Origin of the sequence: Vogesella oryzae, from assembly GCF_902829295.1 — a bacterium.
Taxonomy (GTDB): Bacteria; Pseudomonadota; Gammaproteobacteria; order Burkholderiales; family Chromobacteriaceae; genus Vogesella; species Vogesella oryzae.
Genome location: NZ_CADEPL010000018.1, coordinates 1 through 22,933, shown reverse-complemented (window position 1 = coordinate 22,933; position 22,933 = coordinate 1). Strand labels below are relative to the sequence as shown.

General features: G+C 59.5%; 39 protein-coding genes and 2 tRNA genes. 19 read left to right on the top strand and 22 right to left on the bottom strand.

Features of this window, described 5'->3' with window-relative positions; genetic code table 11:
• Nucleotides 1–6: 6 nt before the first annotated feature.
• Complete coding sequence (locus HU218_RS16760; protein ID WP_217450746.1) at nucleotides 7–1,263, bottom strand: methyl-accepting chemotaxis protein; 1,257 nt, start codon at nucleotides 1,261–1,263, stop codon at nucleotides 7–9.
• A gap of 127 nt (nucleotides 1,264–1,390) precedes the next feature.
• On the opposite strand from HU218_RS16760, the gene HU218_RS06980 reads away from it, so the two are divergent.
• Nucleotides 1,391–2,383 carry a hypothetical protein gene (locus HU218_RS06980; RefSeq protein WP_174874221.1) on the top strand — a complete coding sequence of 331 codons (993 nt, stop codon included), beginning with the start codon at nucleotides 1,391–1,393 and terminating at the stop codon, nucleotides 2,381–2,383.
• A 4-nt stretch (nucleotides 2,384–2,387) separates the two neighbouring features.
• Here HU218_RS06980 and HU218_RS06975 read toward each other — a convergent pair whose 3' ends face one another.
• Nucleotides 2,388–3,572: an alkaline phosphatase family protein gene (locus HU218_RS06975; RefSeq protein WP_174874220.1), complete on the bottom strand. Its 1,185-nt coding sequence runs from the start codon at nucleotides 3,570–3,572 to the stop codon at nucleotides 2,388–2,390.
• Nucleotides 3,573–3,642: 70 nt separating this feature from the next.
• Here HU218_RS06975 and HU218_RS06970 point away from each other — a divergent pair, with 70 nt between their 5' ends.
• Complete coding sequence (locus tag HU218_RS06970; protein WP_174874219.1) at nucleotides 3,643–3,993, top strand: YkgJ family cysteine cluster protein; 351 nt, start codon at nucleotides 3,643–3,645, stop codon at nucleotides 3,991–3,993.
• A gap of 267 nt (nucleotides 3,994–4,260) precedes the next feature.
• Nucleotides 4,261–4,623 (top strand): hypothetical protein, encoded by a 363-nt coding sequence (locus HU218_RS06965; protein ID WP_174874218.1) that lies wholly within the window; start codon nucleotides 4,261–4,263, stop codon nucleotides 4,621–4,623.
• Between the two features lie 83 nt (nucleotides 4,624–4,706).
• On the opposite strand, the gene HU218_RS06960 is transcribed toward HU218_RS06965, so the two are convergent.
• Nucleotides 4,707–5,132 (bottom strand): acyl-CoA thioesterase, encoded by a 426-nt coding sequence (locus HU218_RS06960; RefSeq protein WP_174874217.1) that lies wholly within the window; start codon nucleotides 5,130–5,132, stop codon nucleotides 4,707–4,709.
• Nucleotides 5,133–5,270: 138 nt separating this feature from the next.
• Here HU218_RS06960 and HU218_RS06955 point away from each other — a divergent pair, with 138 nt between their 5' ends.
• Both HU218_RS06955 and HU218_RS06950 read left to right on the top strand, forming a co-directional pair.
• Complete coding sequence (locus HU218_RS06955; protein ID WP_174874216.1) at nucleotides 5,271–5,834, top strand: thymidine kinase; 564 nt, start codon at nucleotides 5,271–5,273, stop codon at nucleotides 5,832–5,834.
• Nucleotides 5,835–5,917: 83 nt separating this feature from the next.
• The gene (locus HU218_RS06950; protein WP_217450745.1) at nucleotides 5,918–6,220 is read left to right on the top strand and encodes a hypothetical protein; all 303 of its coding nucleotides are present in this window, start codon (nucleotides 5,918–5,920) and stop codon (nucleotides 6,218–6,220) included.
• Nucleotides 6,221–6,310: 90 nt separating this feature from the next.
• Here the strand turns inward: HU218_RS06950 and HU218_RS06945 are convergent, their stop codons facing one another.
• Nucleotides 6,311–7,000: a Bax inhibitor-1 family protein gene (locus HU218_RS06945; protein WP_174874215.1), complete on the bottom strand. Its 690-nt coding sequence runs from the start codon at nucleotides 6,998–7,000 to the stop codon at nucleotides 6,311–6,313.
• Nucleotides 7,001–7,155: 155 nt separating this feature from the next.
• Between HU218_RS06945 and HU218_RS06940 the strand changes: the two genes are divergently transcribed.
• From HU218_RS06940 to HU218_RS06930, 3 genes are all read left to right on the top strand, one after another.
• Nucleotides 7,156–7,240: transfer RNA gene (locus HU218_RS06940), tRNA-Leu, on the top strand.
• 44 nt (nucleotides 7,241–7,284) lie between these two features.
• Nucleotides 7,285–7,374 (top strand) — tRNA-Ser (locus HU218_RS06935).
• Nucleotides 7,375–7,531: 157 nt separating this feature from the next.
• Complete coding sequence (locus HU218_RS06930) at nucleotides 7,532–8,743, top strand: tyrosine-type recombinase/integrase (RefSeq protein ID WP_174874214.1); 1,212 nt, start codon at nucleotides 7,532–7,534, stop codon at nucleotides 8,741–8,743.
• Here HU218_RS06930 and HU218_RS06925 read toward each other — a convergent pair.
• The 14 genes from HU218_RS06925 to HU218_RS06860 all read right to left on the bottom strand — a co-directional run bounded on the left by HU218_RS06925 (nucleotide 8,709) and on the right by HU218_RS06860 (nucleotide 14,742).
• Complete coding sequence (locus HU218_RS06925) at nucleotides 8,709–8,894, bottom strand: helix-turn-helix transcriptional regulator (protein WP_174874213.1); 186 nt, start codon at nucleotides 8,892–8,894, stop codon at nucleotides 8,709–8,711. The two genes, HU218_RS06930 and HU218_RS06925, sit on opposite strands and share 35 nt — an antisense overlap.
• Nucleotides 8,895–9,157: 263 nt before the next feature.
• On the bottom strand, nucleotides 9,158–9,490 hold the full coding sequence (locus HU218_RS06920) for a hypothetical protein (protein ID WP_174874212.1): 333 nt from the start codon (nucleotides 9,488–9,490) through the stop codon (nucleotides 9,158–9,160).
• Nucleotides 9,487–9,705 carry a hypothetical protein gene (locus HU218_RS06915; RefSeq protein WP_174874211.1) on the bottom strand — a complete coding sequence of 73 codons (219 nt, stop codon included), beginning with the start codon at nucleotides 9,703–9,705 and terminating at the stop codon, nucleotides 9,487–9,489. Before HU218_RS06915 ends, HU218_RS06920 begins: the two co-directional genes overlap by 4 nt.
• A 184-nt stretch (nucleotides 9,706–9,889) precedes the next feature.
• Nucleotides 9,890–10,930: a hypothetical protein gene (locus HU218_RS06910; protein WP_174874210.1), complete on the bottom strand. Its 1,041-nt coding sequence runs from the start codon at nucleotides 10,928–10,930 to the stop codon at nucleotides 9,890–9,892.
• Nucleotides 10,927–11,256, bottom strand: coding sequence for a hypothetical protein (locus HU218_RS06905; protein WP_174874209.1), 330 nt, complete (start codon nucleotides 11,254–11,256; stop codon nucleotides 10,927–10,929). The genes HU218_RS06910 and HU218_RS06905 overlap by 4 nt, the downstream gene beginning before the upstream one ends.
• Nucleotides 11,257–11,363: 107 nt before the next feature.
• Nucleotides 11,364–11,786: a hypothetical protein gene (locus HU218_RS06900; protein WP_174874208.1), complete on the bottom strand. Its 423-nt coding sequence runs from the start codon at nucleotides 11,784–11,786 to the stop codon at nucleotides 11,364–11,366.
• Nucleotides 11,783–12,133, bottom strand: a complete 351-nt coding sequence (locus tag HU218_RS06895; protein WP_174874207.1) for a hypothetical protein — start codon at nucleotides 12,131–12,133, stop codon at nucleotides 11,783–11,785. Before HU218_RS06895 ends, HU218_RS06900 begins: the two co-directional genes overlap by 4 nt.
• Nucleotides 12,134–12,343: 210 nt before the next feature.
• Nucleotides 12,344–12,703, bottom strand: coding sequence for a DUF7673 family protein (locus HU218_RS06890; RefSeq protein ID WP_217450744.1), 360 nt, complete (start codon nucleotides 12,701–12,703; stop codon nucleotides 12,344–12,346).
• A complete protein-coding gene (locus HU218_RS06885; RefSeq protein WP_174874206.1) occupies nucleotides 12,700–12,873 on the bottom strand; it encodes a hypothetical protein in 174 nt (57 codons plus the stop codon). The genes HU218_RS06890 and HU218_RS06885 overlap by 4 nt, the downstream gene beginning before the upstream one ends.
• Nucleotides 12,870–13,076, bottom strand: coding sequence for a hypothetical protein (locus HU218_RS06880; protein ID WP_174874205.1), 207 nt, complete (start codon nucleotides 13,074–13,076; stop codon nucleotides 12,870–12,872). The genes HU218_RS06885 and HU218_RS06880 overlap by 4 nt, the downstream gene beginning before the upstream one ends.
• Before the next feature lie 73 nt (nucleotides 13,077–13,149).
• Nucleotides 13,150–13,365 carry a hypothetical protein gene (locus tag HU218_RS06875; protein WP_174874204.1) on the bottom strand — a complete coding sequence of 72 codons (216 nt, stop codon included), beginning with the start codon at nucleotides 13,363–13,365 and terminating at the stop codon, nucleotides 13,150–13,152.
• Nucleotides 13,365–14,120 (bottom strand): P-loop NTPase family protein, encoded by a 756-nt coding sequence (locus tag HU218_RS06870; protein ID WP_174874203.1) that lies wholly within the window; start codon nucleotides 14,118–14,120, stop codon nucleotides 13,365–13,367. The genes HU218_RS06875 and HU218_RS06870 overlap by 1 nt, the downstream gene beginning before the upstream one ends.
• Nucleotides 14,121–14,133: 13 nt before the next feature.
• Nucleotides 14,134–14,490: a hypothetical protein gene (locus tag HU218_RS06865; protein WP_174874202.1), complete on the bottom strand. Its 357-nt coding sequence runs from the start codon at nucleotides 14,488–14,490 to the stop codon at nucleotides 14,134–14,136.
• Between the two features lie 9 nt (nucleotides 14,491–14,499).
• The gene (locus HU218_RS06860; protein ID WP_174874201.1) at nucleotides 14,500–14,742 is read right to left on the bottom strand and encodes a hypothetical protein; all 243 of its coding nucleotides are present in this window, start codon (nucleotides 14,740–14,742) and stop codon (nucleotides 14,500–14,502) included.
• Between the two features lie 301 nt (nucleotides 14,743–15,043).
• On the opposite strand from HU218_RS06860, the gene HU218_RS06855 reads away from it, so the two are divergent.
• From HU218_RS06855 to HU218_RS06830, 6 genes are all read left to right on the top strand, one after another.
• Entirely contained in the window at nucleotides 15,044–15,277 is a 234-nt protein-coding gene (locus tag HU218_RS06855) for a hypothetical protein (protein ID WP_174874200.1), read from the top strand.
• 610 nt (nucleotides 15,278–15,887) lie between these two features.
• Complete coding sequence (locus HU218_RS06850) at nucleotides 15,888–16,514, top strand: hypothetical protein (RefSeq protein WP_174874199.1); 627 nt, start codon at nucleotides 15,888–15,890, stop codon at nucleotides 16,512–16,514.
• Nucleotides 16,514–17,026: a hypothetical protein gene (locus HU218_RS06845; protein WP_174874198.1), complete on the top strand. Its 513-nt coding sequence runs from the start codon at nucleotides 16,514–16,516 to the stop codon at nucleotides 17,024–17,026. Before HU218_RS06850 ends, HU218_RS06845 begins: the two co-directional genes overlap by 1 nt.
• Nucleotides 17,027–17,048: 22 nt before the next feature.
• On the top strand, nucleotides 17,049–17,300 hold the full coding sequence (locus HU218_RS06840) for a hypothetical protein (protein WP_174874197.1): 252 nt from the start codon (nucleotides 17,049–17,051) through the stop codon (nucleotides 17,298–17,300).
• Nucleotides 17,301–17,381: 81 nt separating this feature from the next.
• Nucleotides 17,382–18,140: a hypothetical protein gene (locus HU218_RS06835; RefSeq protein WP_174874196.1), complete on the top strand. Its 759-nt coding sequence runs from the start codon at nucleotides 17,382–17,384 to the stop codon at nucleotides 18,138–18,140.
• 1 nt (nucleotide 18,141) lies between these two features.
• The gene (locus HU218_RS06830) at nucleotides 18,142–18,504 is read left to right on the top strand and encodes a hypothetical protein (protein ID WP_174874195.1); all 363 of its coding nucleotides are present in this window, start codon (nucleotides 18,142–18,144) and stop codon (nucleotides 18,502–18,504) included.
• A 95-nt stretch (nucleotides 18,505–18,599) separates the two neighbouring features.
• Here HU218_RS06830 and HU218_RS06825 read toward each other — a convergent pair whose 3' ends face one another.
• The 4 genes from HU218_RS06825 to HU218_RS06810 all read right to left on the bottom strand — a co-directional run bounded on the left by HU218_RS06825 (nucleotide 18,600) and on the right by HU218_RS06810 (nucleotide 20,942).
• Nucleotides 18,600–19,139 carry a hypothetical protein gene (locus tag HU218_RS06825; RefSeq protein WP_174874194.1) on the bottom strand — a complete coding sequence of 180 codons (540 nt, stop codon included), beginning with the start codon at nucleotides 19,137–19,139 and terminating at the stop codon, nucleotides 18,600–18,602.
• Complete coding sequence (locus HU218_RS06820) at nucleotides 19,136–19,819, bottom strand: hypothetical protein (protein WP_174874193.1); 684 nt, start codon at nucleotides 19,817–19,819, stop codon at nucleotides 19,136–19,138. Before HU218_RS06820 ends, HU218_RS06825 begins: the two co-directional genes overlap by 4 nt.
• An 86-nt stretch (nucleotides 19,820–19,905) precedes the next feature.
• Nucleotides 19,906–20,238, bottom strand: coding sequence for a hypothetical protein (locus tag HU218_RS06815; protein WP_174874192.1), 333 nt, complete (start codon nucleotides 20,236–20,238; stop codon nucleotides 19,906–19,908).
• A gap of 119 nt (nucleotides 20,239–20,357) precedes the next feature.
• Nucleotides 20,358–20,942 (bottom strand): hypothetical protein, encoded by a 585-nt coding sequence (locus HU218_RS06810; protein ID WP_174874191.1) that lies wholly within the window; start codon nucleotides 20,940–20,942, stop codon nucleotides 20,358–20,360.
• Between HU218_RS06810 and HU218_RS06805 the strand changes: the two genes are divergently transcribed.
• The 5 genes from HU218_RS06805 to HU218_RS06785 form a co-directional block, all read left to right on the top strand.
• Entirely contained in the window at nucleotides 20,941–21,174 is a 234-nt protein-coding gene (locus HU218_RS06805; protein ID WP_174874190.1) for a transcriptional regulator, read from the top strand. The genes HU218_RS06810 and HU218_RS06805 overlap by 2 nt on opposite strands.
• Before the next feature lie 106 nt (nucleotides 21,175–21,280).
• Complete coding sequence (locus HU218_RS06800) at nucleotides 21,281–21,742, top strand: phage regulatory CII family protein (RefSeq protein WP_174874189.1); 462 nt, start codon at nucleotides 21,281–21,283, stop codon at nucleotides 21,740–21,742.
• Nucleotides 21,729–21,905, top strand: coding sequence for a hypothetical protein (locus HU218_RS06795; RefSeq protein ID WP_174874188.1), 177 nt, complete (start codon nucleotides 21,729–21,731; stop codon nucleotides 21,903–21,905). Before HU218_RS06800 ends, HU218_RS06795 begins: the two co-directional genes overlap by 14 nt.
• Nucleotides 21,906–22,090: 185 nt before the next feature.
• The gene (locus tag HU218_RS06790; RefSeq protein WP_174874187.1) at nucleotides 22,091–22,282 is read left to right on the top strand and encodes a hypothetical protein; all 192 of its coding nucleotides are present in this window, start codon (nucleotides 22,091–22,093) and stop codon (nucleotides 22,280–22,282) included.
• 14 nt (nucleotides 22,283–22,296) lie between these two features.
• Nucleotides 22,297–22,933 (top strand): hypothetical protein (locus tag HU218_RS06785; RefSeq protein ID WP_174874186.1); only part of this gene is annotated, 637 nt, incomplete at its 3' end.

The window sequence follows — 22,933 nt, the reverse complement described above, 5'->3', positions numbered from 1 at the left end:
GCTAACTCAGAACAGCTCGATGTCGCCGCTTGTCGCGGCGTCTGCGCCGGACAGAGCCAGTTCGCTGGTGCGGGCAAGATTGCGGCGCTGGTCATTCCACTGGAAGTGGCTCAATTCAAAGTGGGTGAGGGCGCTCTTCAGGCGGTCGCCGAGTTTGCGCAGGTCTTCTGGCGACACCGAATGGATGCGGCTGGTGCTCAGGGCATCCTGGTTCAGTTGTACCAGGATATCGCACGAGCTTTTCGAGGTGTTCATGGCCTCGTTCTGGATGGCGACGGCTTCGCCGATGCCGGCCGCCGCGGTGCTGATGTCGGAGATGGAGGCGGTAATCCGGTCCAGCTTTGCTCGCGAGCTGTCGGCATGTGCGGCGGTATCGGTTGCGCGTTGCTGGGAAGACGCCATGACTTTGACCACATTATTGGTGCCGAGCTGCACTTCTCCCATGATCTCCCGCACCTGGGTGGTGGCTTCCTGAGTGCGGTGTGCCAGTTTGCGCACCTCATCCGCCACCACCGCAAAGCCGCGGCCCATTTCGCCGGCACGCGCCGCCTCGATAGCGGCGTTAAGGGCCAGCAGATTGGTCTGGTCGGCAATGTCACGGATGACATCCAGAATGCTGCCGATTCGCGCGGAGGCTTCCGACAGCGTCCGTACATCATGCCCGGACTGTTCCAGCAGGTGCGCAACTTCGGTTACGCCATCGATAACGATCAGCGTTGCCTCCCTGCTGGTAGCCATATCCTGCCCGGCATTGGCGGCTGCCGCGGTAATGGCCTGCAGCTGGCCGCGCAGTTGCTCGGTCTGGACAATCATGCTGGCAATGCCCTGTACCAGCACTTCGCCATGGGATGCCTGCAGCATGTTTTTCTGCAGGATGGCACTGTAGGTGTCAGTCAGCTCCTGCGCCATGGGCATCAGGCGAGCTGCCGATGCCAGTACGACGCCGAAACTGTTGTCGATGCGCTGGAAGACACTGTTGATATGGTTGGTACTGCCGTCCCAGTGGCCGTAATTCTGTTCCGGCAGCGGCTGGGCCAGGTTTAGCGGTTCTGTCGCCAGCTTTTCCAGGTGGCTATCGATATGCTGCAGGGGGCGGATGAAGAGGCTGTGCGCACGCCAGGCAACGATCAGCAAGATCACCGCGATGCTGCACAGGTCCAGCGTGAGTTGCGCTCCCTGGCTGTCCAGCAACAGGCTGCCGGCAAGCGGTAGGCATAGCACGGGCAGGGCGGGGGCAAGGAAGCGGAACAAAACGGGGCTCATGACAATCTTTCTTGTAACGGCAGTGCCGTGGTTTTGTTTTGTAGGTGTTTGCGGCGGGGCGTGCGGCTAAAAGCCGGCGTAGTTTAATATATTGGAATACCTCTCGGTCGGACAAAAGGCGTAAATCATGTGGGAATGGCTGTTGGGCAGCGGACATCCGGTATCCAGACAGGATGTCGAGGCTGCGGTGCAGTTGCTGGTGGAACAGGTTGAGCCACGCCTGCAACTGCTGCCGGACGGTCGCCGCAAGTTGCGACGCGGGGTGAGGCGCACACTGCAGTATATGCACGAGCTGTGCGATACGCTGCCGGAGTCGCTGGACCTGAGCCTGCCCGGTTACAGCCTGGACCGGCGCGTTGGCCTGCTGTTTTCCTCGCCGCAGTCGCTGAGTGACATCCTGGCCGGCAGCGAATCGTTGCACGACTATTTTGCCCGCCCGTCATCGGCCGATACCGTGCAGCTGATGCTGGCGATGGAGCCGAGTGAAACCCACCGTCTCGGCAGCGTGCTGATGCCGGATGGCTCGGTACGCAAGGATGTGCCGCAGACCGTGCTGAGCTTTGACCGCCACCGCTTTGTGGCTGCCGGCAGCACGCGAGACGAGGCAATACGCAAGGGGCGCGAGCACGCCTATGCGGTGTGGTGTACCAGTCTGGGGCAGGGCTTGCAGCAGCTGGAAGCGCGCCGCCGATTGCTGGAAATCGAACGGCAGGCGCTGCAGCTGCAGCTGAAAACCGGTTCCGGCGTATTGAATGCCGAGGCGCTCAACCTTAGCGGGGTGCTGACGCGCGAGCAGGCGGAGCAGCGGCTGGAGCAGGTGCAGCGCGAACTGGTCGATGGCAGCAAGCTCGGCTCACTGACCGGCAAGCTGCAATTGCTGCAACAGATCGTGGAAACGCCGGAGGAGTATATCCAGGCCAAACAGGATACGGTGTGGGTGAACCGGATGGGGGTGCTGACGCCGCCCGATCAGGGCGGGCAGCAGCTGGATTACGCCGAGGTGCTGCTTGGTTACCTGCAGCAGCGCAAGCGGGTGGTGTTTCCGGCGACGCTCAGTCGCGAGGCCTGGCGCGAGTGGCAACAACGCTGGCCGCAACAGGAAGCGCCCGCGGTGCTGTAGCCGGTCACGGCGCCGGTGCCATGCCGGTGTACACGATCAGCGGCACCAGCATCTCGGCGGCGCTCATGCCGCCATGGTTGCCGATCAGCTTTGGCCGTTCCTTGTCGTCCACCATCTGCAGCAGTCCCCAGTCATCCTTCATCAGCAACACGAAATCACCGAGCCGCGCCGCCAGTTGCGGGTGGTACGGGCCAGGGCCGAACCAGTCGGCAGCAAGAACGTCCTCCGCTTTCAAGATCCACAGGGCATGCCCCAGCGTCGCGGCAACGGCGGCCGGAAACGCCGTATGGCATTCCGGGCGAACCTGGCAGAAAGCCACGCGCGGCTCGCCGGAGAGTGGCCGTGCCAGCATGGCGGCCAGTTCCGGGTAGTCGTTGATGAACAGCAGCTTTTCCGGCGGAATGTCCAGCTGGCCGTGATCGGCGGTAATCAGCAGGCGGGCGCTGGCGGGTAGCTGGCCGGCCAGCGCCGCGCAGTGCTTGTCCAGTCGTTGCAGCAGCTGCTGGGCGCGGGCGTGGCGGGTGCCCTTGTGATGCATCAGCGAGTCGAGGTCGGGGATGTAGGCGTAGACAAATTTGCGGCCCGGACGCTGCGCCAGTGCGGCCAACTGGCTGAACAGCGCATCGTAACCATGCCACGGCAGGGCTTCTGCCGCCCCGCCATGATGCCGGCTGTAGTGCGAGTCGGCGATATAGGCAGGTTGCAGCACGTAAGGCTTGCGCGCGCCGGCGATCAGCGCCGATGGCTGGCGATACAGCGCCGCGGCCAGCGCCTCGTCTGCCAGTGCCTCGCCGTTGCCCCGCCAGTGCTCGCGCAGCGGCAGCGGGGTGGCGATGCAGCCGGCCTCCGGTGCCCAGATGTGCCACGACAGCAAACCGTGTTGTGATGGTGCGGCACCGGTCAGCAAAGTGGTAATGGCGGCGGTGGTGGTGCTGGGGAATACCGAGCGCAATGTGTCGCGTGGCTGGCGCGCCAGCCAGCCATCCGGTGCCAGTGCGGCCAACTGTGCCTCGCCCATGCCGTCGATCAGCAGCAAGACTATGGTCTCTGCCTGCTCCAGTCCATCCAGCAGCGGGTGCTGCAGCGCCGGGCTGCCCGTCGTGCCGTGTAGTCGCGCCGCCAGGTTGGCGAGGCTGTGCTGGTAATCGGGCGGTGTCAGTGCGGCGGGAAGCTGGTCGGGGGTGTGCATGGTGACGGCGGCAAGTGACGGGTATAGTCACGGTTTTACCATGCCGGGCCGGTTGCTGCCCAATCCCACCATGCAAGCACTACGAGTCAGTTGTACCGAGTGCGGCGCTTGCTGTGCCGCGTTTCGCGTGTCGTTCCATAAGTCCGAGCTGGCGCACGGCGAGGTTGCCGGCGTGCCGCCGGCAATGGCGGTGCATGAGGTGGCGAACACCATGCGCATGTGCGGTACCGACGACGGCGTGTCGCGCTGTGTGGCGCTGGTAGGCGAGGTGGGCAAGCAGGTGTCGTGCAGCATCTATGCGGTGCGGCCATCGCCGTGTCGCGAGTTCGGCCAGCTGGCGTCGGTGGGTATCTATGAGGAAGCCTGCAATCGGGCGCGCAGTCGTCATGGTCTGCCACCAGTGCCGGTCGAGCGCTGGTAGTTGCGGCCAACCTTGTTGCTTGCGGTAGGCAAACTGGCGGCAGAATTGCTGCGGTATTCGGGGCGCGGCGCCGGTGAGCGTGGCGGCGCTCTTGGCTGACTTGTCTGCTGGTTGCTGCTGCTTGCCGGTGCTGATTGCGCTGGCCGGATGCCGGGTCTGGTATGTCCGGCGGGTTTTTGCCGGCAACCGGCATGCGCGTGCTGGGTTATCCGGCGGCTTCGTGCTATCCTTGCGCCCCTTTTTTCTGTGTGACGCGTCACCCAACCCATGCGAGACCCTTGCGACCACTTTACTATCGATCTGATTGGCGGCATTCGCGCCAAGCCGGGTCGCAAGCCGCTGGGGGAGCGCGCCATGACGCCGGCAGAGCGCAAGCGTCGCAGCCGCGAGCTGCGTCGCAACCGGCTGCAGGAGTTGTCGGTGACGGTAGAGTTGTCACGCGATGCGCAAAAGGCACTGGACAAGATGATCGAGTGGTGGGGGGTCAGCAAGAAAGAGGCGATCAACCGCGCCATGCTGATTGCCTGTCAATCGCAGACCGGCCGTACCGCCTCGTTGTTCGAGTTTGAGGGCGATGCCCTGCCGGCAGAAAAACCGCGCAAATCACGCCGCCGGCAGCATGCCGGCTGAGGTGTGCCCGAATTCCCTGTCGTCGATGGAAGTGACAAAAAGCCGTTCCCCTGAGGGTGAGCGGCTTTTTGCATGCTGGTGTCTCAGGCCTCGGCACCGGCCGCGCGCAGTCGCTCGCGCAGCGGTTCCGGGATGGAAACTGATTTTCCGGCCTGGTAATCGACCCACACCAGGGTGGCCTCGCCAACTGCGTAGATGGTGTCCGGATCGCCCTGTTTGTAGAAGTGGTGGCGCAGCTTCAGGCTGCTGCGGCCAACCTTTTCCACTTCGATGGTGATTGCCACGGTAGCGGGGTAGGTCAGTTCGCGCTTGTAGGTGCAGCTGGTGGCGCCGAGGACCGGGCCAATGCCGCTGGGATCGATGGGGAAGCCGGCGGCGTCCAGCCATTCCACCCGGATTTGCTCCATGTAGCGGAAGTAATAGGTATTGTTCAGGTGTCCGACGGCATCCATGTCGCCCCAGCGCATGCTGATGGTGATGATATCCAGTAGCGGTAGTTTCTTTTCCATGTCGGCTCTTGATGGCGTGTTGTGTGCGGTGCAGCAAGCATACTCGCGCAGTGACGTAAACGTAAGTCATCCACGGTTCACCCGGTAGTCGCGTGCGGGTACAATGGCGCGCTTTTCGCCACTCGTTGCACTATCGCCATGGCCAAACTTTTTTACCGCTATGCCGCGATGAACAGCGGCAAGAGCACGATGCTGCTGCAGATCGCCCATAACTATGAATCGATGGGCAAGCAGGTGCGTCTGTATACCGCTGCCATCGATGATCGTTACGGCAGCGGCAAAATTACCTCGCGCTTGAGTATCCAGCGTGATGCGCTCACATACGATGCCGGATTCGATTTCCTGGCGCAGGATTACCCGGACCTGGCTTGCGTCTTGCTGGATGAGGCGCAATTTCTTACTCCTGAACAAGTGCGGCAGCTGCACCGGCTGGCGCACACCCGTAATCTCCCCGTTATCTGTTTTGGCCTGCGTAGCGACTTTCGCGGCGAGCCTTTTCCGGGCGCCGCCTGGCTGCTGGCGCTGGCGGAAGATATCGAAGAGATCAAGACCATCTGCGCTTGTGGCCGCAAGGCGACCATGCATATCCGTACCGATGCCGCTGGCCAGCGCCTGCATCACGGGCCGCAAGTGGAAATAGGCGATGAAAGCCGCTACCACGCGGTGTGTGCGCAGTGTTTTTATTCCGGAGAACCCCGATGAATGACAAGATTCGCAAGCCGGCCGGTAACAGGCAGACGGAACAACTGCGCTTCGCTCAGGCAGAGCTGGCCTGTCGACAGGCAATGGAGCTGTTTGCGGCTCTGGCGGAAGATGAGGCGTGGCAGCGCTGCGAGTTGGCGAATAAATATGCGCAAATGGCTGCGGTTTATGCGCGCCGGATCCGGAATGGCAAGGTGCTGTGTGCGGCGGATTTCAATGCTGCAGTAGAGGTATGTACCAGTGTGCGGCGTGCATTACGGGCGCTGGATGCGGATTTGCAGTTTGCCGGTCACGCGCAGGCGGAGGCGCTGCAGTCGGTTGCACAGGAGTGCTACAAGGTATTGGCCGCGCATCATCAACTGCTGGCGGCTGCCAAGAAAGCTTAACTGTCGCTCGATGGTGGACTTGAAAAGAACCGGCCCGCCCGGTGCTGCCTGGTGCAGCGCCGGGCGGGCCGGTTTATTTGCGGGTGGTGCTTAGTCGCGATCGCCTGCAAAGGCCAGCAGCAACTGCAGCAGGCTGGTGAACAGGTTGTAGATACTGATGTAGATACCCAGTGATGCCGAGATGTAGCTAGTTTCACCGCCGTCTACGACATTCTTTACTTCCCACAGGATCATCAGCGAGCTGAACAAGGCAAATGCTGCCGCAATCGCCAGGTGCATGGCTGGCAGTTGCAGGAACAGGTTGGCCACTACCGCTACCATCAGCACGATGGCGCCCACGCTCAGGAATTTGCCCATGCCGGACAGGTCGCGCTTGGTGGTGGTGGCAATGCCGGCCATGACGGCAAAAACCGCTGCGGTTGCACCGCCGGCTACCATGATCAGCTGGGCACCATTGGTGAACTTCAGGGCAAACTGCAGCAAGGGGCCAAGCAGCAAACCCATCATGAAGGTGAAGCCCAGCATCAGTGGCACGCCAAGCGCGCTGTTGCGGTTGGCCTGAATGGCAAATACCAGGCCGTAAAATACCGCCATGATTGCCAGCGAGCCCATCAGCGGGCTGGCTGCCAGGAAGGCGAAGCTCATATTGGTACCAACTGCGGCGCCAATAACGGTAGGGACCATGGAAAGGCCAAGCAGGCCATAGGTGTTGCGCAACACCTTGTGGCGGCTGCTCGAATAAGTGGTTGTCTGGAATGCGGACTGGAATTGCGGTTGCATGGCGACGTGGCCCTCGCTCTGTAAAAATATGATTTTGCCGTGTTATGACTACATACGGTTACACAAGTTTCCATGCTGCTGCCGATTGTTGCAAGTGCTTGCCAATCTATAAACTGCAGGCTAATATTCGACCCCTGCCAAGCAATGCTTGGTTTGCGAGAGTGGCGGAATTGGTAGACGCACTGGATTTAGGTTCCAGCGCCGCAAGGCGTGAGAGTTCGAGTCTCTCCTTTCGCACCAGTTTAATAAACATGTGCTGTTTAATCGGTTGCGCATGTTTTAATGGAAGCGTGGCCGAGTGGTTTAAGGCAGCGGTCTTGAAAACCGCCGAAGGTGCGAGCCTTCCGTGAGTTCGAATCTCACCGCTTCCGCCAGTGCTTCATAATGCGCCGTCTTGGCTGGTAATAAGTGGGCATGAAACCCATGCCAGATAAGGCGGCGTTATTCATTTCCTGTAATAGCCTGTCACCTAGCATCATCCGTTTTTTGTGGTAATTTAGTGGTAAGAAAAACGGTCTATGTGGTAAGGCTATGTCTCGTGTCGTTGCCCCTCTAACAGTCACCAAGATCAATCAAACCAAGCCTGGTGAAAAGCTCATCAAGTTGGCAGATGGTGGCGGTCTGGCGCTATGGATTTACCCGACTGGTGCGCGCGTTTGGCGCATGAGTTACCTGCGCCCAAGCGACCGCAAGCCGGATGGTTTGAAGATTGGTGATTACCCGACGATGTCTCTGGCGCAAGCCCGCGAGCGTCGCGAGGCGGTGAGGGCAGACCTTGCCGCTGGCAACAATCCCAAGTTGTCCGAGTATCGCCGGCAGGTCTATGCGACCGACCCTACCTTTAAAGAAACAGCAGAAAGCTGGTTCGAGCGTTGGCGCGATACCGTGACAGAGGACTATGCCGAGCAAGTCTGGCGGATGCTGGATGCCAACATCTTTCCCCATCTCGGGGCGTTTCCTGTGAAAGACATCACTTCCAGAATGCTGGTTGACGCACTGGCGCCGATGGAGGCGCGTGGCGCATTGGTCTACCTGCGGCGCGCAAAATCAGCTGTTTCGATGGTATGCGGGCACGCGCTGGCTAAAGGTTTGGTGGAAAACAATGTGGCGGTGGGGATTTCTGCGGCGTTTCGCTCTGCACCCAAGCGGAATTTTCGGGCATTGAAGCCGGAGCAATTGCCGGAGTTGGTTGCTGCGATAGAAGGGGCCGACATCACAATCGTGACGCGGTATTTATTGAAGTGGCAGCTGCTGACGCTTGTGCGACCTGGTGAGGCAGCTGCGGCACGTTGGGATGAGATCGAGGACGGGGTGTGGCGGATACCCGCCGAAAAGATGAAGCGGCGCAGGGATCACCTTGTGCCGCTGTCCACGGGGGCGTTGGAAGTGCTTGCTGCCATGCGAGACATCAGCGGCCATCGAGAGTACATATTCCCCTCCCGAACGAATCCGAAGGTTCACTGTAATGCCTCGACAGCCAATATGGCTCTCAAGCGGGGTGCTGTGCAGACGACAGCGCATGGTTTGCGGGCGTTGGCGTCTACTGCGTTGCATGAAGCGGGATTTGAATCCCGCGTGATTGAAATGGCGTTGGCGCACGTCGATCAGAACGAAACACGCGCGGCGTATAACCGGGCAGAGTATTTGCCACAGCGTAGCGAGATGCTGGAATGGTGGTCCGCGCAAATTGCCAAGGGTAGGGCTGATATTAAGCGGCATGACTCGCCACCGGGCGGTTTGTAATCCATTCATCAATTTCCGATTCCACCCAGCGTGACATATTGGCACCGAGTTTCCTGGGGGCGGGGAAGTCGCCTTTTTTGATCTGCGTGTAAATCCAGTTGTGACTTACGCCTAGCTTGCTCTGCAATTCTTTAATATCAATCAGTTTCATGATCTGCTCTTTCTCGAATTTTTGGCGGCTGTGTATTTAGTTGGCGGCTGGGATTGAAAAGGCCGCCCAGTAGGCGGCCCGTCGGTTGATCTTGTGCACTCGGTATCGCTTGTCGTCGAACTTCGTGCATTCGTCTGATGTGTGGTCATCGCCACCGCACAACGCGCATTTGTTCATGGCAATTCCTCTTTGCTGATGGTTGTTGGGTGCTAGGTACGATGAGCACGATTATCGAACCTAGTGAAAAGTGAAAGTGTTTGCGGTCAGTCGGGTCGCTCGATGATTTCGGTTTCATCATCTTCATCCAGGATGTCGTAGACCAGATCGACCTTGCGGTCATTGGGTGCGTAGCGGGCATCAACATCAGTGCCGATCCGTCCAATGCCGTCATGTTGCGAGCTGCCATAGTTCGCCGCCATTTTGGCCGCGAACTCTGCAATGTCGTCTACGCCATTGATATGCCACAGGCCGCGACACCAATCGGCAATGCTTTCCGGCGTTGTCAGTTCCTTCGGGACATTGACGATCACGTCCTTGGTGGTGGTCACGCGAATTTTGTAGCGCAGGGTGTTGCTCAAGTCGATTTCGTTGCTCATTGCTTTGAGTCCTTTTCTGTTTCGCCCAGCAGCACGCGCAGCGCGACCACGCCGGCGTGCTTGCTGCAGTAGTGGGCGCCGGCCAGTTCGAAGCGTGCCGATAGCTGGCAGCGCTTGTCCGTGGTCGGCGTGTCGTTGTAGTAGCTGTAGGCGCGCGTTGCCTGGCACTGGCCAAAGCTACCGGGCTGCGCAATCAGGCGGCGGGCGGCGATCATGCGGCTCCGCCTTTCACCTCAGATTGCAGTAGGGCGATGAATCCGCCTGCCTCGTCGCGAGATTTCATGCAGTTCGGACAGTGACAGCCAAGAAACCAGTTACCTTTACGGTATTCATGCTGTGGCTGTCCTGGTTGCCATCCCTCACAGTCTTTGTGCCCACAAGCGGGGCATGCCTTGCGTTTCATTTCCCGCCCTCCTGCTGCTGCGCTGCGGACAGCATGGCGCGGGCTGCTGCGATACGGTTGGTTGCAATGTCGATAGCGGCAGCCTTCCCGTGGTAAACCTGCACGACAGTGCCGTCGTGCCAGTCTTTCAGCAGGTCCTCCACGACCTTGCGCCAGTTGCCAACATCGGTCGGCACTGCCACCGGCTGGGCGCTGGCGGGCTGCTGGCAGTCGGCCAGCACGTAGTCAACGTATTTGTCGCCAGCCCAGTCAGTTGAGTTGCCTTCACTATCAACAAGCGGAGCCTCTTTGGTAGCGCCAAGCACAACGCCCCAGCAGACGTTTTCCACTTCTTCCGGCCAACCTTCGCCAGCCTCATGGCGGTATTCGTCAATGCTGTCCTGTGCCGCCTTCTTCGCCTCCTCTGCGGTGTCGAACAGGTCAAATCCGGTTTCGTCGTCATAGGCGAAGAACTTGCTTGCGTGCAGCCCCACTGGCTGCGCTGCCTCGGCGGCGGCGATGGCGGCATCTGCTTCTGCCTCTACTCGCTCGAAGTCCATGTTTGGCCCGGTTTCGCACCAATCGTCGATCCACTGCAGCACGGCTTTCAGCGCCGCCAGCATCTGCTGGTTCACCGGCTCCGGCTGTTGGGTGCGCAAGCGCTCAATCTCGCATTTAGCCACGGCAATATCATGGATCATGCTGTTTACCTTGGCGCGCAAACTTGCCTCCACAACGCCTGCGCCGTAGCCATTACCATCCGTCTGCACCTTGCTGGCGTAGCGGTCTGCGATGTCGGCGAGGTTGATCGCCTCGAAAGTCTCCATCAGTCCGAATGCACGCTTCATCTCATGCGAGCATGCGGCCAACACGTCACGCATCGCAGCCATCAGCACGTCGCGCGGCATGGGCTGGCTGGTGAACAGCGGCGTCCACGCGCCAGAAGTACGGCGGCAGCCATCCATGCGGGGGTCGCTGTCCATAATCGGCCCTTCGTAGCAGCCATCACTGCAGAAGCGCACCCACGCCACCGGCTGCTGTGTCTGTTGCTTGCTCATGCTGCAATCTCCTCGCGCTTGACGAACGTGGCCGCCGGGCCGTCCTCAGTGTCGAAGATGGCCAGCAGAAACCAGCCGTCACCTGCCGGCGGTTTCGGCTGCCACTCGCTGATGTCGCCATCCTCGTTGTCGAAGTAGTTGACGTAGGCGGGGTGCTCTACGTCCTCGCTTTCGAGCCATGCGGTGTTGGTGGTCAGCTGCTGCTCTTTCAGCCACGCCGCGTAGGCGTCCGTGTCCTCGTCAAAGTCAGGGATGCCCGGGTGCCACCAGTGGCCACACTCGTCGCGTACCGGTTCGACCGGCTGAATCAGCTGTGTTGCGCTCATATCCTGCTCCTGAATGAATCAGGCCACCGCGTGGGTGGCCTGTTGATTGTCTGGCGCCGGCTGGCGGCGGGGCGTGACGTGGAAGTCTTCGCCGTATTCCTGGTAACTCACGGCGCGGCCTCCATCGTGGCGAAGGCGGAGCTGTGGCCGCCTGGCAGGTGCGCGGCGGAAAAGCTGCAGCCGGTGGTGTGGCGGGCGGGGATGATGCGGCCAACCAGCGTGCGCATGGAGCTGGGTACGCTGCGGCGATTCATCTCGATGGCCTGGCGTGTGGTGGCGGCATCTTCTGGTGCGGTGGTGGCCTTGTCGGGCAGTGCGTTGGTGGCGACTGCCCCTTTGGCGCGCTTGCAGGTGCAGGACGTGGATTTGCAGCCGGTGATGCCGTCTTTGCGGCGGGTAAATACGTGGCCGCAGATGCACTTGGCAATCCAGTATTCGCGCTTGTCGCCGTCGGGGTCTGTGGCGATGTGTGCCAGGCGGATGGCGGTGATACTGCCAAAGGTCTGGTTGGTGATGTCCTGGTGTTTCATGGGCGCTCCAGTAGTGTGAAGGACATGGCATTGTCGCCGGCGCAGGCCGGCGGGTTGACTTGCCAGTGGTCGCCGTTTTTAAAGGGGCGGAAGCCGAGCTGCGTGATGGCGGCAATCAGCTCTTTGCTGATCTGGCTACAGAGCAGCTGCGGGCTGATGTCGCGCAGTGGCGAGTGTGTCGATGTCACTGTGATGTGGTGACCGGTCAACGCTAGCGCGGCGGCAAGGTTTTCGGCGTTGATGTAGTCCCAGCGGTGCAGGTCTATGCGGCGGACGGCGGAGGTGTATTCCTCGCTTAGCCGCAGCAGGGTTTCCAGATGCACGCGGGCTAACGGGTGCTTATCCATTCCGAGACTCCCAGGAGGATGATGACGCCAGCGGCGAGAGCCGTCACCCGGCATGCCGACTGTGCGGTGCTGGTGATGGCCAGCCGCAGCGGGCTATCGGATTTCATTTGGCGATACGCCGGCCCGCGCTGGCGCCCTGTGCCATGCCTTTGCAGATGGCGCTGAGGATGTTGAAGAGGGTTTTCATGTGATTGCGCTCTGCATGGGGGATTAGGGGCGGTAGGCTATGGTGTGGTCGCGGACTCGCCAGTCTTCGGCCAGTTGTTCCCAAATCTCGCCGCCATCCTCAAAGTAGCAATGCACTTCGCGTTCGCAGACGTGGGCGTCCATGCGCAGCACTGCCATGCAGTCGTTAAACAGATCGTCGTCCAGGCTGCGCAGGTCGGTGAGGGCGAAAGGAAATCGCCGGTCGTTGTAGAGGCCGAGCAGGAATCGGGCGCAGGTGCCGGCCTGGCCAGTGTCGCGCATGGCCACCTGCAGCACGCGACGCAGGGCAGGCAAGCCCTCGGCGAATATTTTGTGACGAAGCTGCTGGGCTTCTTGCATTTGTTGGGCGAAAGGTTTGTTCATGCTCTTGCCTCCTGTTCCAGCCGGCGGCGCTCGATCTCGCGGCGGGCGTTGGCGTTGCGGGCGTCTTGTGTGCTGTAGCGCGGCAGGGATTTGCCGGCTAGTTTGTTGCTGCGTACTTCGGCGCGACGGTTGATGTAGTGCGGGTCCGGGTGGAAGTGTTTACCACTCATGCCCGCGGCCCTTTGCAGATCGGGCGGTCGGCCAGCAGGCCGGCGGTGGTGAAGTGCGGTTGGTGCAGGTGCTGGATGCCGAGGCGGCGGAAGTCGCGCACGGAATCCATGTTGCTGGGGAAGATCACCAGGCTGCCGTTACGGGCGGCGGCCTGCATTTCAGCGCGCGCGCGGATGAGCTGCTTGACGGTGTTGGTCTGCATGTTGTGCTCCTGAAATAGCGAGGCCACCGCGTGGGTGGCCTGGGGATGGGGTGTGGCCAACGTTGGCCGCGGGTTATGGCAGGTTGCGGATAAAACGGGCGGTTTTGCTGACGACCAGCCAGCCGTCGCAGGCGCTGTGTAAGTAACGAGTGCCGCGCACTGCGCTCAGGTCATTGCCGATTAGCCGGTAGATGTCCTTGCAGTGCGGGCATTCAGCGATGTAATCGCCTGACTTTTTGCTGATCGTGTTGATCTGGATGATCTTGTTGGTGGTCTTGTCGTCGGACATTACGCCGCCACCTCCTCGCGCTGCGGCGTCAGGTTCAGCGCATCCAGCTGCAGGCAGTAGTAGGCCCACACGCGTTTGAGGCGGTGGCGGGCGACGGGCGAGTAGCCGGGGTGGTTGATGGCCTGCAGGTAGGTGAGGCCGTCGCGGCGCACTTCGTTGATGTCCGCGCCAAAGGTGGCGGGGTCGGTGTTCATCATGTCGATGATGCCGGCGAAGCGGTTCTGGTTGTGTTTGTAAAGGGTGCTGTCTTGCAGGCCGCGCCCCTCTTGTTCGACCGGGCCAAAGTACGGGTTGCACCAGGCGACGATGTCGGCCTCCGGCAGGTCATCGAGGATGGCTTGCAGGCCGCGTACGGTTTCGGTGAAGTCCAGCCCGCCGATCAGCGGCACATGGATGATGGTGCGGATGCCTTCGTCGGCCAGCAGCTCCAGCACGGCGCTTTCCACCAGGTAGGCTTTCAGCGGGACGAACACGGCGGCGCCGGTGTCTATGACGGTGTCGCCGTGGTGGTCGAGGATGCGGCCAACCATGGTGTCGAACTGGCGGCTGTCGATCTGCTGGTGATCGTTCAGCAGCTCCAGCCCTTGCACGCCCAGCGCGGTGAGGCGGGAAAAGGTGCGGTTGACCGGATCGGTGTCGATGCACTGCGGCGCTTGCGCGGCGTTGGCCGCAAGGTATTGCGCCACCAGGGCGGTGATGCCGGATTTAAAGCAGCCGCCTTTGCCTTGCAGGGTGAGGTGTACGGTGCGTTGCATGGGGTTCTCCTGTTTACCAGTTGATGGGTCGGTCGCGCTGCTGGCGGTGGTCGCCGCGCGGTGGTTGTTGTGGTTGTGCTGCGGGCTTGGTGGCCGGCGTTGCGGGGGTTTGGCTTGCTTCATGCGGCGTGGCTTTCTTGCGTAGCCGCTTGCGCTCGCGGCAGAGGGCGTTGCGGAATTCGCTTTCGGTCATCGGCAGGCCGACCTTGGCCAGTGCGGCGATGATGTCGGCGTGCGGTACGTTTCTGGCGATCTGTTCTTCGATGTCCGGCAGCAGCTGGCGGAATCGCTCTGCCTTGCTGAGCGGTTTGTCTGGTGCCTGCAGGGCTTTTAGCGCGGTGCGTGCCTGCTGCAGCTCGGCGGTGGTCATGTTTGATTCCTAATTGAGGATGCGCCCCGTGGCGTCTTCTAATGTGGTTCTGGCTAGCTCAAGGGCTGCGGCATGGTTGCCTGCGGCTAAATACCAGCGGAATTGATCGGCGGTTTGACGGAGTGACTGCTCGGAGTCGAAGCCAGCCATCTGAACCTTCCGGCGTTGCAGTTCTTTAAGTAGGGACTCGGTGTCAATTTCTTCGAGGACATCTTCTTCATCTACCCATACCGATACAGATATTTGAGGCATGTCTTTCACTCCGTGGTTATGTGTTGCTAATGGCGTGCTAACGCGCTGCTAATGAAGTGCTAATTAGCAAGGCGGTAAAAAGAAAAGCAGCACGGGGTTGCCGTGCTGCTTGGATGCCGGTAACGCTATCCGGCTGCCTGCTGAGGGCTTTCGCCCGGCTCGAAACGCGACGCCGTGACCAACGTCTTGCAGCGTCCTGGTGCAGGGCGCTGCGGGCCGTGGGCTGTGTTGGGTGTCGGACGCTCAATGCTGATAGAATTTTCTTTCCACAGAAAAATGCTATTTAGCAAAGAGGTCCGACATGGAAGAGGTTAAAAAGCTTGATGTCTCTATTGGTGAGCTACATGACCGAGCTACGGCTACCGAGGCTGCTGTGGGCTTGCTGATAAAGCAGCTTGGCCTACAGCTTGGATTCAATGTCGAGGAGATATTTGTAGAAGCAAGGGCTGAGGCTTCAGCCTTGACGCCTGTTAGTGACTTCACCTGCAACATTGTTCGTATCTTGGATGCGATTGAAGATCATGCTCTTAGCTAATCTTTTGTAATAGAGCGCGCGCCAGCCCCTATCCGCCCAAGCTGCTGCTCGAAACCAGCGAGTTTTCAGGCGTCCGTAAATCGGGTGCTTTTTCTTTGGGAAAGGAGCGTGCCGGAGTGGCCCGGCGTAGTGTGAGTTGCTTGCCATGTGGTGCTGCTTTCTTTGTTGTGGTCACTCGCCAGCGTCCTGTTGGCAGGGCGCTGGAAGGTGCGTTCTGTATGTCCCCAAAACGAGGGTGTCTTCCGATCTTCAGTCGGTTGCCCCTTAGCTCGATCACGGTTGGCAGCTTCTACGCTGGGTGGCCGTGTTGCTTTCGCCATGAGCGTGGCGTGTTCCCCCGAACCATCGTTAGCCGGCCGGTGCTTCCGTGCCGACAGTTGACCGTTTCCTGTTTCCAGGCGGGGCGGTGGGTGCGCTTGCCTGCCGGTGCGGCAGGGGCGCTTTCGTGGGTTGTTAAGGAGCCATGAATATCAAATTGATATTCGATGGATGGATATTGGCACGTTGTTTTTGATATTGCAATATCAATTTGCACTTATGTTTGGTTTTCCGTTGTGGAGGTGCAACCGGGGGACGTAGGATTGATGCAAATGGACTATGTGGAGTGGGTATGCGTCGCTTTGTTGTCATGACGACTTTGGTGCTGGCGGGGTGCGGGGGTAAGGCTGGGCCCGTAGAGATTGGCGCTTCTGCGCCTGTCGCTGAGGCATCCCTGCCGGCAGTTGTGCCGGTGGTTGCTCCTGTTGTGGCGTCTGCGCCTGTCGCGCCTGTAGCAGAGAGAGAGCCTTTGCCACCGGTTGGCACATGGAGTTACGACGAAAAGAAAGATGAGATGCGAGGGAAGAGCCGATACCTGGCGACGCTTTACTCGCAGAACGAAATCCAGCTGGCGTTTCCGTACAACGGGGGGTCTAGCATGCGGCTGACGCTGCGTGATGATCCGGAGTATGGCAAAGATGTCATGCTGGTTATCGATAAGGGACAGCTGCCTTGCTATGCGTATGACGGCTGCAGTTTTAAGGTCAAGTTTGATGACGGTCCTGTGCAGACTGTTTCGGCGGCTGGCGCAGAGAATGGCTCGCAGGATGTGCTGTTTGTGTCTGGCCCGGCTGGTCGCAAGCGCGTAATGAATGGGCTGCGCAAAGCCAAGCGCATGGTTGTAGAGGTGCAGGTATACGACGCTGGGCGGCAGCAGTTTGTGTTTGAGCCGGCTGGTTTGCATTGGAGCCGATTCTGATGCGTGCTAATAAATGCGGAGTAATGGCGTCGCTGTTGTTCGGTGCCTGTTTTCTGGTGCCCGTGGCGCATGCAGAGTTTGTTGCGAGCAAGACAAAGGCTGAGACTGTTTACAGGGCTACTGCCGGGTGGAATTCGGGTGTCGGCAGTGGTTCGATTGTGTATCGGGTGGTGGCCAAGAAGGGCGAGGAACCAGATTCGGTAATGATGTCGCTGAGCAAGGCGGAGCTGTACGAGGATGGTAGTAAGTGGCCTTGGCGTGACTGCAATGTTGCAGAGCTGGATCTGGATGGGGAGATTTCTACCGTTAGAGAGGCGTGGCCGCCAACGTGGGACACTGTCGGCAACCAGAAAATTGCCATGTTGTTCCTGGCGACGACCATTGACGATGTTGAGAAGCTATTGGTGTCAAAGAATGCCACTTACAAAGTGTGCGATGACAGGATAGAGGTTACACCTGGCATGCGCCTCGACTTGATGAAGTTGCGGGATGCATATCGCAAGACCTGGTGATGCCGGGTGTAGTGGTGGGACTATGAGCGATTTCCCAATGTATTTGCCGCATTGGCACCTGGGTCTGGCGTGGCGGTTGGGCTCCTTCGGCTGGCTTGTGCTGGTGGCGGGGTTGGTGCTGGCCGGAGCCAGTGTCGCATGGCGTTGGCCTGGGGTATGGCGCATTGCCGGTACTGCTGCCTGCAGTTATGGCGTGTGGCTGGTGATGGTGATGGCTGCGCCGCGGTGGTTTTTGCCGGTGGGGCTGGTGGGCATGGCGTGGCCGTGGTGGTGATTTTTTCTTGTAACTGCTAGTGCTTCCTTGAGTTTTGGTTGCCGCTAATACATAATTGCGCGTTTTTTATTGGAATTTTATATGTCAATTTTGCCGGCAACGATAGGGCATGAGGTGGGGGCGCAGCTGCATGATATGCTGCGAAATTGCCGCGTGGTTGGGGCTGGCGATTTTGGACTGCGCCGTCTAGAGCGTGAGGTTGCGAAGTTGAAAGCCGTTGATCCGGCTGACTACTGGCGGCTAAATGGTTTGGTATGCGTGCTTAAGGGTGACGTTCAAGAATTCGTTAGGTCGGTTAGGTTGGCAGCAACTCTATCTAATGATCCCGAGGTTGGCTTGCATTTTTTTCCGCTGTTGATTTCGGTTGGGGAGCTAGAGCTGGCCAAGAGCTATGTCGGGGACTGGATAGCTGCAGCTCCGGTTAGAAGCTACTCTGCAACAGCGGGATACTTGTACTATTTGCTGGATGCTCGCCGCTTGGTGATGCTTTCTGACTTTATGAAGAGAGTTGGCCATGCGGACGAACTTGAGTTGGTGGAACGACTTAAGGATGGGGCCATGGATGTGCTAGGCAATATGCCGGACGCCGCTGCGTACGTTGATCTTGTTTCTGGGTTAGTGGCTAAGACCGCGATGGCTCGCGGAGTTTTGCTGAATTATCGGCCAAACTATCGGTACGACTTAGAGGAAGGTTGCCTCTACTGCTCTTATCTTGTGCGAATGACTCCCGAAGAGGCGATCGCACTTGAAGATGCATTTTGGGAAAATGCCGACTCGGCTCAGCAGCTTCAAGATGGCAACGTGCATGTGATGTTCCGTTCAACTGGAGTCGATGTGTAAGATGATGACTCCAGAGTGTATAGCGGATGTCGGCAACTGGTTATGGAAGCCTGACGCTGAGCCAGAGCCAATGGCTGAGGCTGTTATTAGATCTGCGGCAAACCGGCTTTACTATTCTGCATATCATCGTGCTTTGCGGATGGCAGATGCAAAAAAATTCCAGCTGAAAAGTGTTGCGAAGGGCTCGCATGATAAGCTCATAAAGCGTTTGGCGGACAATAACGCAAGTTTGCTATCTCGGAAGCTGAGATCAATGAAGGAGATCAGGTGTCATGCTGACTACGATCTCACATTGCAGTTTGAAGAGAAGCACTTGAAGGAAATGTCATTGCGCTTGGCTGATGTTGTTTCCCTCACGCAGTAGCCTGCTTTGGCGGGTTTTCTTGTTTTTGTATTAGGTATTTTTACGAATTGATACAGGCGTCTCAACTCTGCAACATGGTTGCATGTTGACTCCTGTTATTGACCATGTCCGCCGCGCTTTGGCGGCACCACCGCAGACGCCGCCGCGTCGCGGGTGTTCTCGGCCGGTTCGTCCGGCACCGCCTCGGGGTTGCTCCCGGAGATAGACCGCTCAGCTAGTTGGCTGGGCGGTTTTTTTTTAAGCAGCAGGCTGTCGGCGACACCGTGGCGCCATAGCCGGTCCAGTATCTGTGCTGGGTTGTCGCCCTGGCATAGTTCGATGGCTTCAGCGCTGATGCCTTCCGGCAGGTTGCCAGTTTTGTCGTATAGCGCGGTGGTGGTGTTGTCCAGCAGCTTGCCCAGCTGCCATGCAACGGTTTCGCCCCAGAGTGCGGCAACGGTTTGCTGTATGTCGTTGTGCTCGGCGATCTGGCGGTAGGTGACGCCGTTCAGGTGGATGGCGACGCCAATGGGCAGCATTTCGCCGGACGGGCTGTGCCAATACAGCCAGTGGCCTGTGCCGGTGTAGGCGGGCTGGCGTGGCTTGCTGGCTGGGTTGGCCGCGCGCAGAGCGTCTGCAATCTTGCTGGGCTTCATAGTCTGTGATCCATCCAGTTTACGGCCGCCCGTGCCAGCAGAAAGTCATGGGCGGCCTGTATCTGCTTTGGTTTTAGCAGATGGTCCCACCAGTGGGTGATGTCTCGCCAGTGACGGGCAAGGATGCTGGCGTGCCTGGCGGCGCTTTCCTGTGCGGCTTGTCGCTGGGCTGGCGTGGCGATGCCGCCCCATGCGATATGCAGGCGCTTGTTGTAAAACGGCGCGTGGGTGTTTTTACGCAGCCGTGCCGGTGTCCAGTGCGGCCCGCCAAAGCTGTCGGCAAAGTCGATGGCGGCAAACTCGCCGCGGCCGGTATTGATGAGGTTGCCGGCGTTGCCGTCGATTTCCCACAGCCATTCGGCCATGGCGATACAGGGCGCGGTGGAGTGCCAGGCAGCCAGCTCGTCCACCCATAGCTCCGCCGATTTCGCGCTGACTGGCTGGCCGCTGATGTGTTGCACGGCCAGGCTTGGCCAGTCGTCTGCGTCGCCCCAGTCTACGGCAGGGAACAGGGCACGGAGTTCGGCATTGCTGAGGATGATGACCCATATGCGTTCTGCGGTTTCTATGCCTGCCGCGCGATGCAGTATCCAGCCGGCCAGCTCGTTGGCGAGGGCTTTGCTGTCGGCGGGAAAGGCTTTGATGTGCGCTTTTACCTCGTTGCCATACTCGTCAAGCATTAAACATGCTCGATGGTGGTTGGCTGTGCGGTGCTGCTGGGGAAGTGGGGCAATGATGTGTCCGGTATCCAGCAGGCTTATCACGTTTATCTGGGGGGTGTAAGGGCTTGCAACAGGGCGGCGATTATATCTGCCACCTTTGGGTCTGGCGAGGTGTTCAGGTACTGGCATGCGGCGTTGACGAGTGGGTGCTGCGGCAGGGACAGGTGGTGCGGGGTGGATAGCCAGCCGGCTGGCAGGCTCAGGCTGCGCTCGATGTGGGCTGCCATCTTGTTGCCGATGTGGCGATGGCTCTTGCCGGTGGTGGCAAGGTAGCGGCTGATTTGTGACGCGTCGCGGTCGATGCGATGGGCGAGCGCCACCACGCCGCCATGCTGGCTGACGAGCTGGTGCAGGTTGTCGCGTCTGATCTTTGGCACGTCCATGTCCGGATTGTCTCCATGCCCGCAGGGTGCGGGAATGACCGGCGAGGTCACATTGGGTCATCGTCGGGTCACGGCGTGCGATTTGATGCATCTGGCGTGTGCCAGCGGGATATTCAGCGGGGTTTATGGGCGTCGCGCAGGGATTTGGCAGTGGATTTGATGGTTTTGCTGCCGGTTTTCATCTGCTCGGTGCTGGGGGGCTCGATGCCGAGTGAGTTGATGATTTGCACCAGGTTGTCGATGGTGTTGATTTTCAGGCTGCCGCGCAGGTAGGCGTCCTTTGCGGCCAGCACAAGCGGTGCGATCTCTGGTGGTAGAGCGTTGTATTGCGCTGCGCTTTCGGCGGCTGTGTGCTGCTGTTCTGGGGCTTCTGACTCTGGCTGGGTGTCGTTGTGGTCGCGATCCATCCAGCCTTTTTCCAGTGTAAAGGCGTTCTCGATTCGGCGGGCGATGTTGTCGCCGATATTTCTGAATCCGGTGTTGAGGTGGGATGCCTGCCCCGGCTGGATGCCAACGGCGGCGGCAAACTCTTTGAGGGTGCCGTTGCAGTGGTTGGATACCAGTGTGCGCATGTTCTCGCGCCGGATTTCGTCAATGCTCTTCATGCGGGCATTTAACGCTGCAATATCAATTTGATAAACGTTCTGATTGATATGTTTGCTTGCGCGAGCAATATCAATTTGATATTGTTGGTGCATGAACCTCTCCGATTACTTCAAGACTGCGCGCGGCGCCCGATCCAATTTGGCATCGAAGGTTGGCCGCAGTCCTGCTTATCTCACCCACGTTGCCACCGGGTTTCGCCGCGCTTCGGTCAATCTGGCGATTGCTATCGAGCAGGCGACGGATGGTGATGTGTCGCGTTCTTCTCTCCGGCCTGATGTGTGGCCGGTTGGTTCTTCTGTTTCCTCGGCGGCGGAATCCCCCTGATTCGACCGCTTTTTGCCCGTCTGTTGGTGGGCTTTTTTTATTTGCTGCTGTGCATCGTAGTCGCGCATTGCGCCATCAACTACGTGTTTTTTCTGGAGGATGACACATGGATGTATTGAGCGCTGCGCGGGGTGTGGCTAGCCGTTTCCCCGGCGGTATTGCCGGGCTGGCCGCAGCGATGGGTATGTCTGCCAAGGTATTGGCCAATAAGCTGAATCCGCACAACGACACGCACCACCTGCGGCTGGATGAGGCGCTGGAAATGTCGGTGATCGCCAACGATCCGGCGGTGCTGTTCGCCTATGCCGAGCAGCTTGGCTTTGTGTGCATGCCGGCGACGTTTGGCAAGCATTGCGAAGGCTCCCCGCTGCGGGCCTTGTCCGGCTTTATGGCGGCGCAGGGCGATGTTGGTGAGGCAATCAACCTGGCGCTGGATGACGATCGTATCGACCTGTCTGAGCTGGCGGACATTGAAGAGGCGGTATTGCAGAGCATTCGGCACTCGCATGGCGTGCTTGATGCGGTGCGTGCTGCTCACAAAAGGGGATTGAGCCTTGCCCGCGCCTGATCCGGTGCAGCAGGTGCTGCAGCGCAAGGCGTTTCGGGTGCGCAAGGCGCATCCGGACGACAAGCGGCGCGAGGGCAGCCAGCTGTTGCGGCTGTTGATCCGGCAACTGGAAAGCAAGGCGGCGCAGCATGGAGTGGATTCAGGTCAGCGGCAGGCCGACTGAGGATGCGGCTTACGTGATTCTGCTGGCCAAGCGGGGCTGGTTTCGCTGGCAGGAGGCGGAGGAGCGGCGGTTGTTATCAGTGCATGGTAGTGCGCACTTGCAGGCCATTCAGTTGCATTTGAAGGACATGGGTTATCGACCGTTGTGCCTGCTGCAAGAGCGGGTTCGACCTTACGGGAGGCGGCATGAAGTTTGACAGTGTGAGTGATCTGGCGGGCTGGGCGCTGCAGCGTCATCGCAAAGAGGATGGCAGCTTGTTTACGCGCGCCGAGATGCGGCAGGAGATCAAGCGGCTTGAGCGTGCTGGCTGTCTGGTGCTGCGTTACTGGCCGTCTGGTGCGGTGTCGATTGCGGAGGTGAAGCGTGGTTGTTTCTGATCAGGGGGTGTGCAATGCGCATTTTGCTTAGTGAGCGCGAGCAGACGCTGCTGGATGAGGTCAGCCCTTATGCGGAGCGTGTCTTTCGCCATATGCGTGCCTGTATGGACTTGAAGTCGCGTATTGCCGGCCGTGGCGCCGGCAAGATGAGCCGGGCGGTGTTGGCGATTCATTGCCAGTATGTACCGCCGAGAGGTAGCCAGCGCAAGGCGTGGAAGCCGTCTCTGCGCGAGCTGGATGTCTTGATTGATGAGCTGATACGGGTTGGCCTGGTGCGCCGCTGCCAGATGCCATCAGAGGGCAGGCAGTTGGTGGTGTTTTTCCCCGCTGCAGATGCGGCTGCTTTGTCACGTCCAAATGAGGAACGTGACATGAAGCGTATAGAGGAACGTGATAGCGGTGATCCGCCTGAAAGCCAAGCTGGGCGCGGATTTTCCGGTAGTGGTTCTGTCGATGAAGCGGACATGAGCGAACATCCTGAACGTGACATATCGGGTAGTCAGTTAACTACTGATAGAGATACCGCGCGCGAGGGGGATGCTGGCGGGAAAGGCGGGCTGGCAGTAGCGCTGGTTATCGAGGCGCGCAAGCTGGGGGTGGCGGTGGCTGGCTCTGTGCATCCAGAGGTGCAGGCGTGGGCGGCCATGGGGG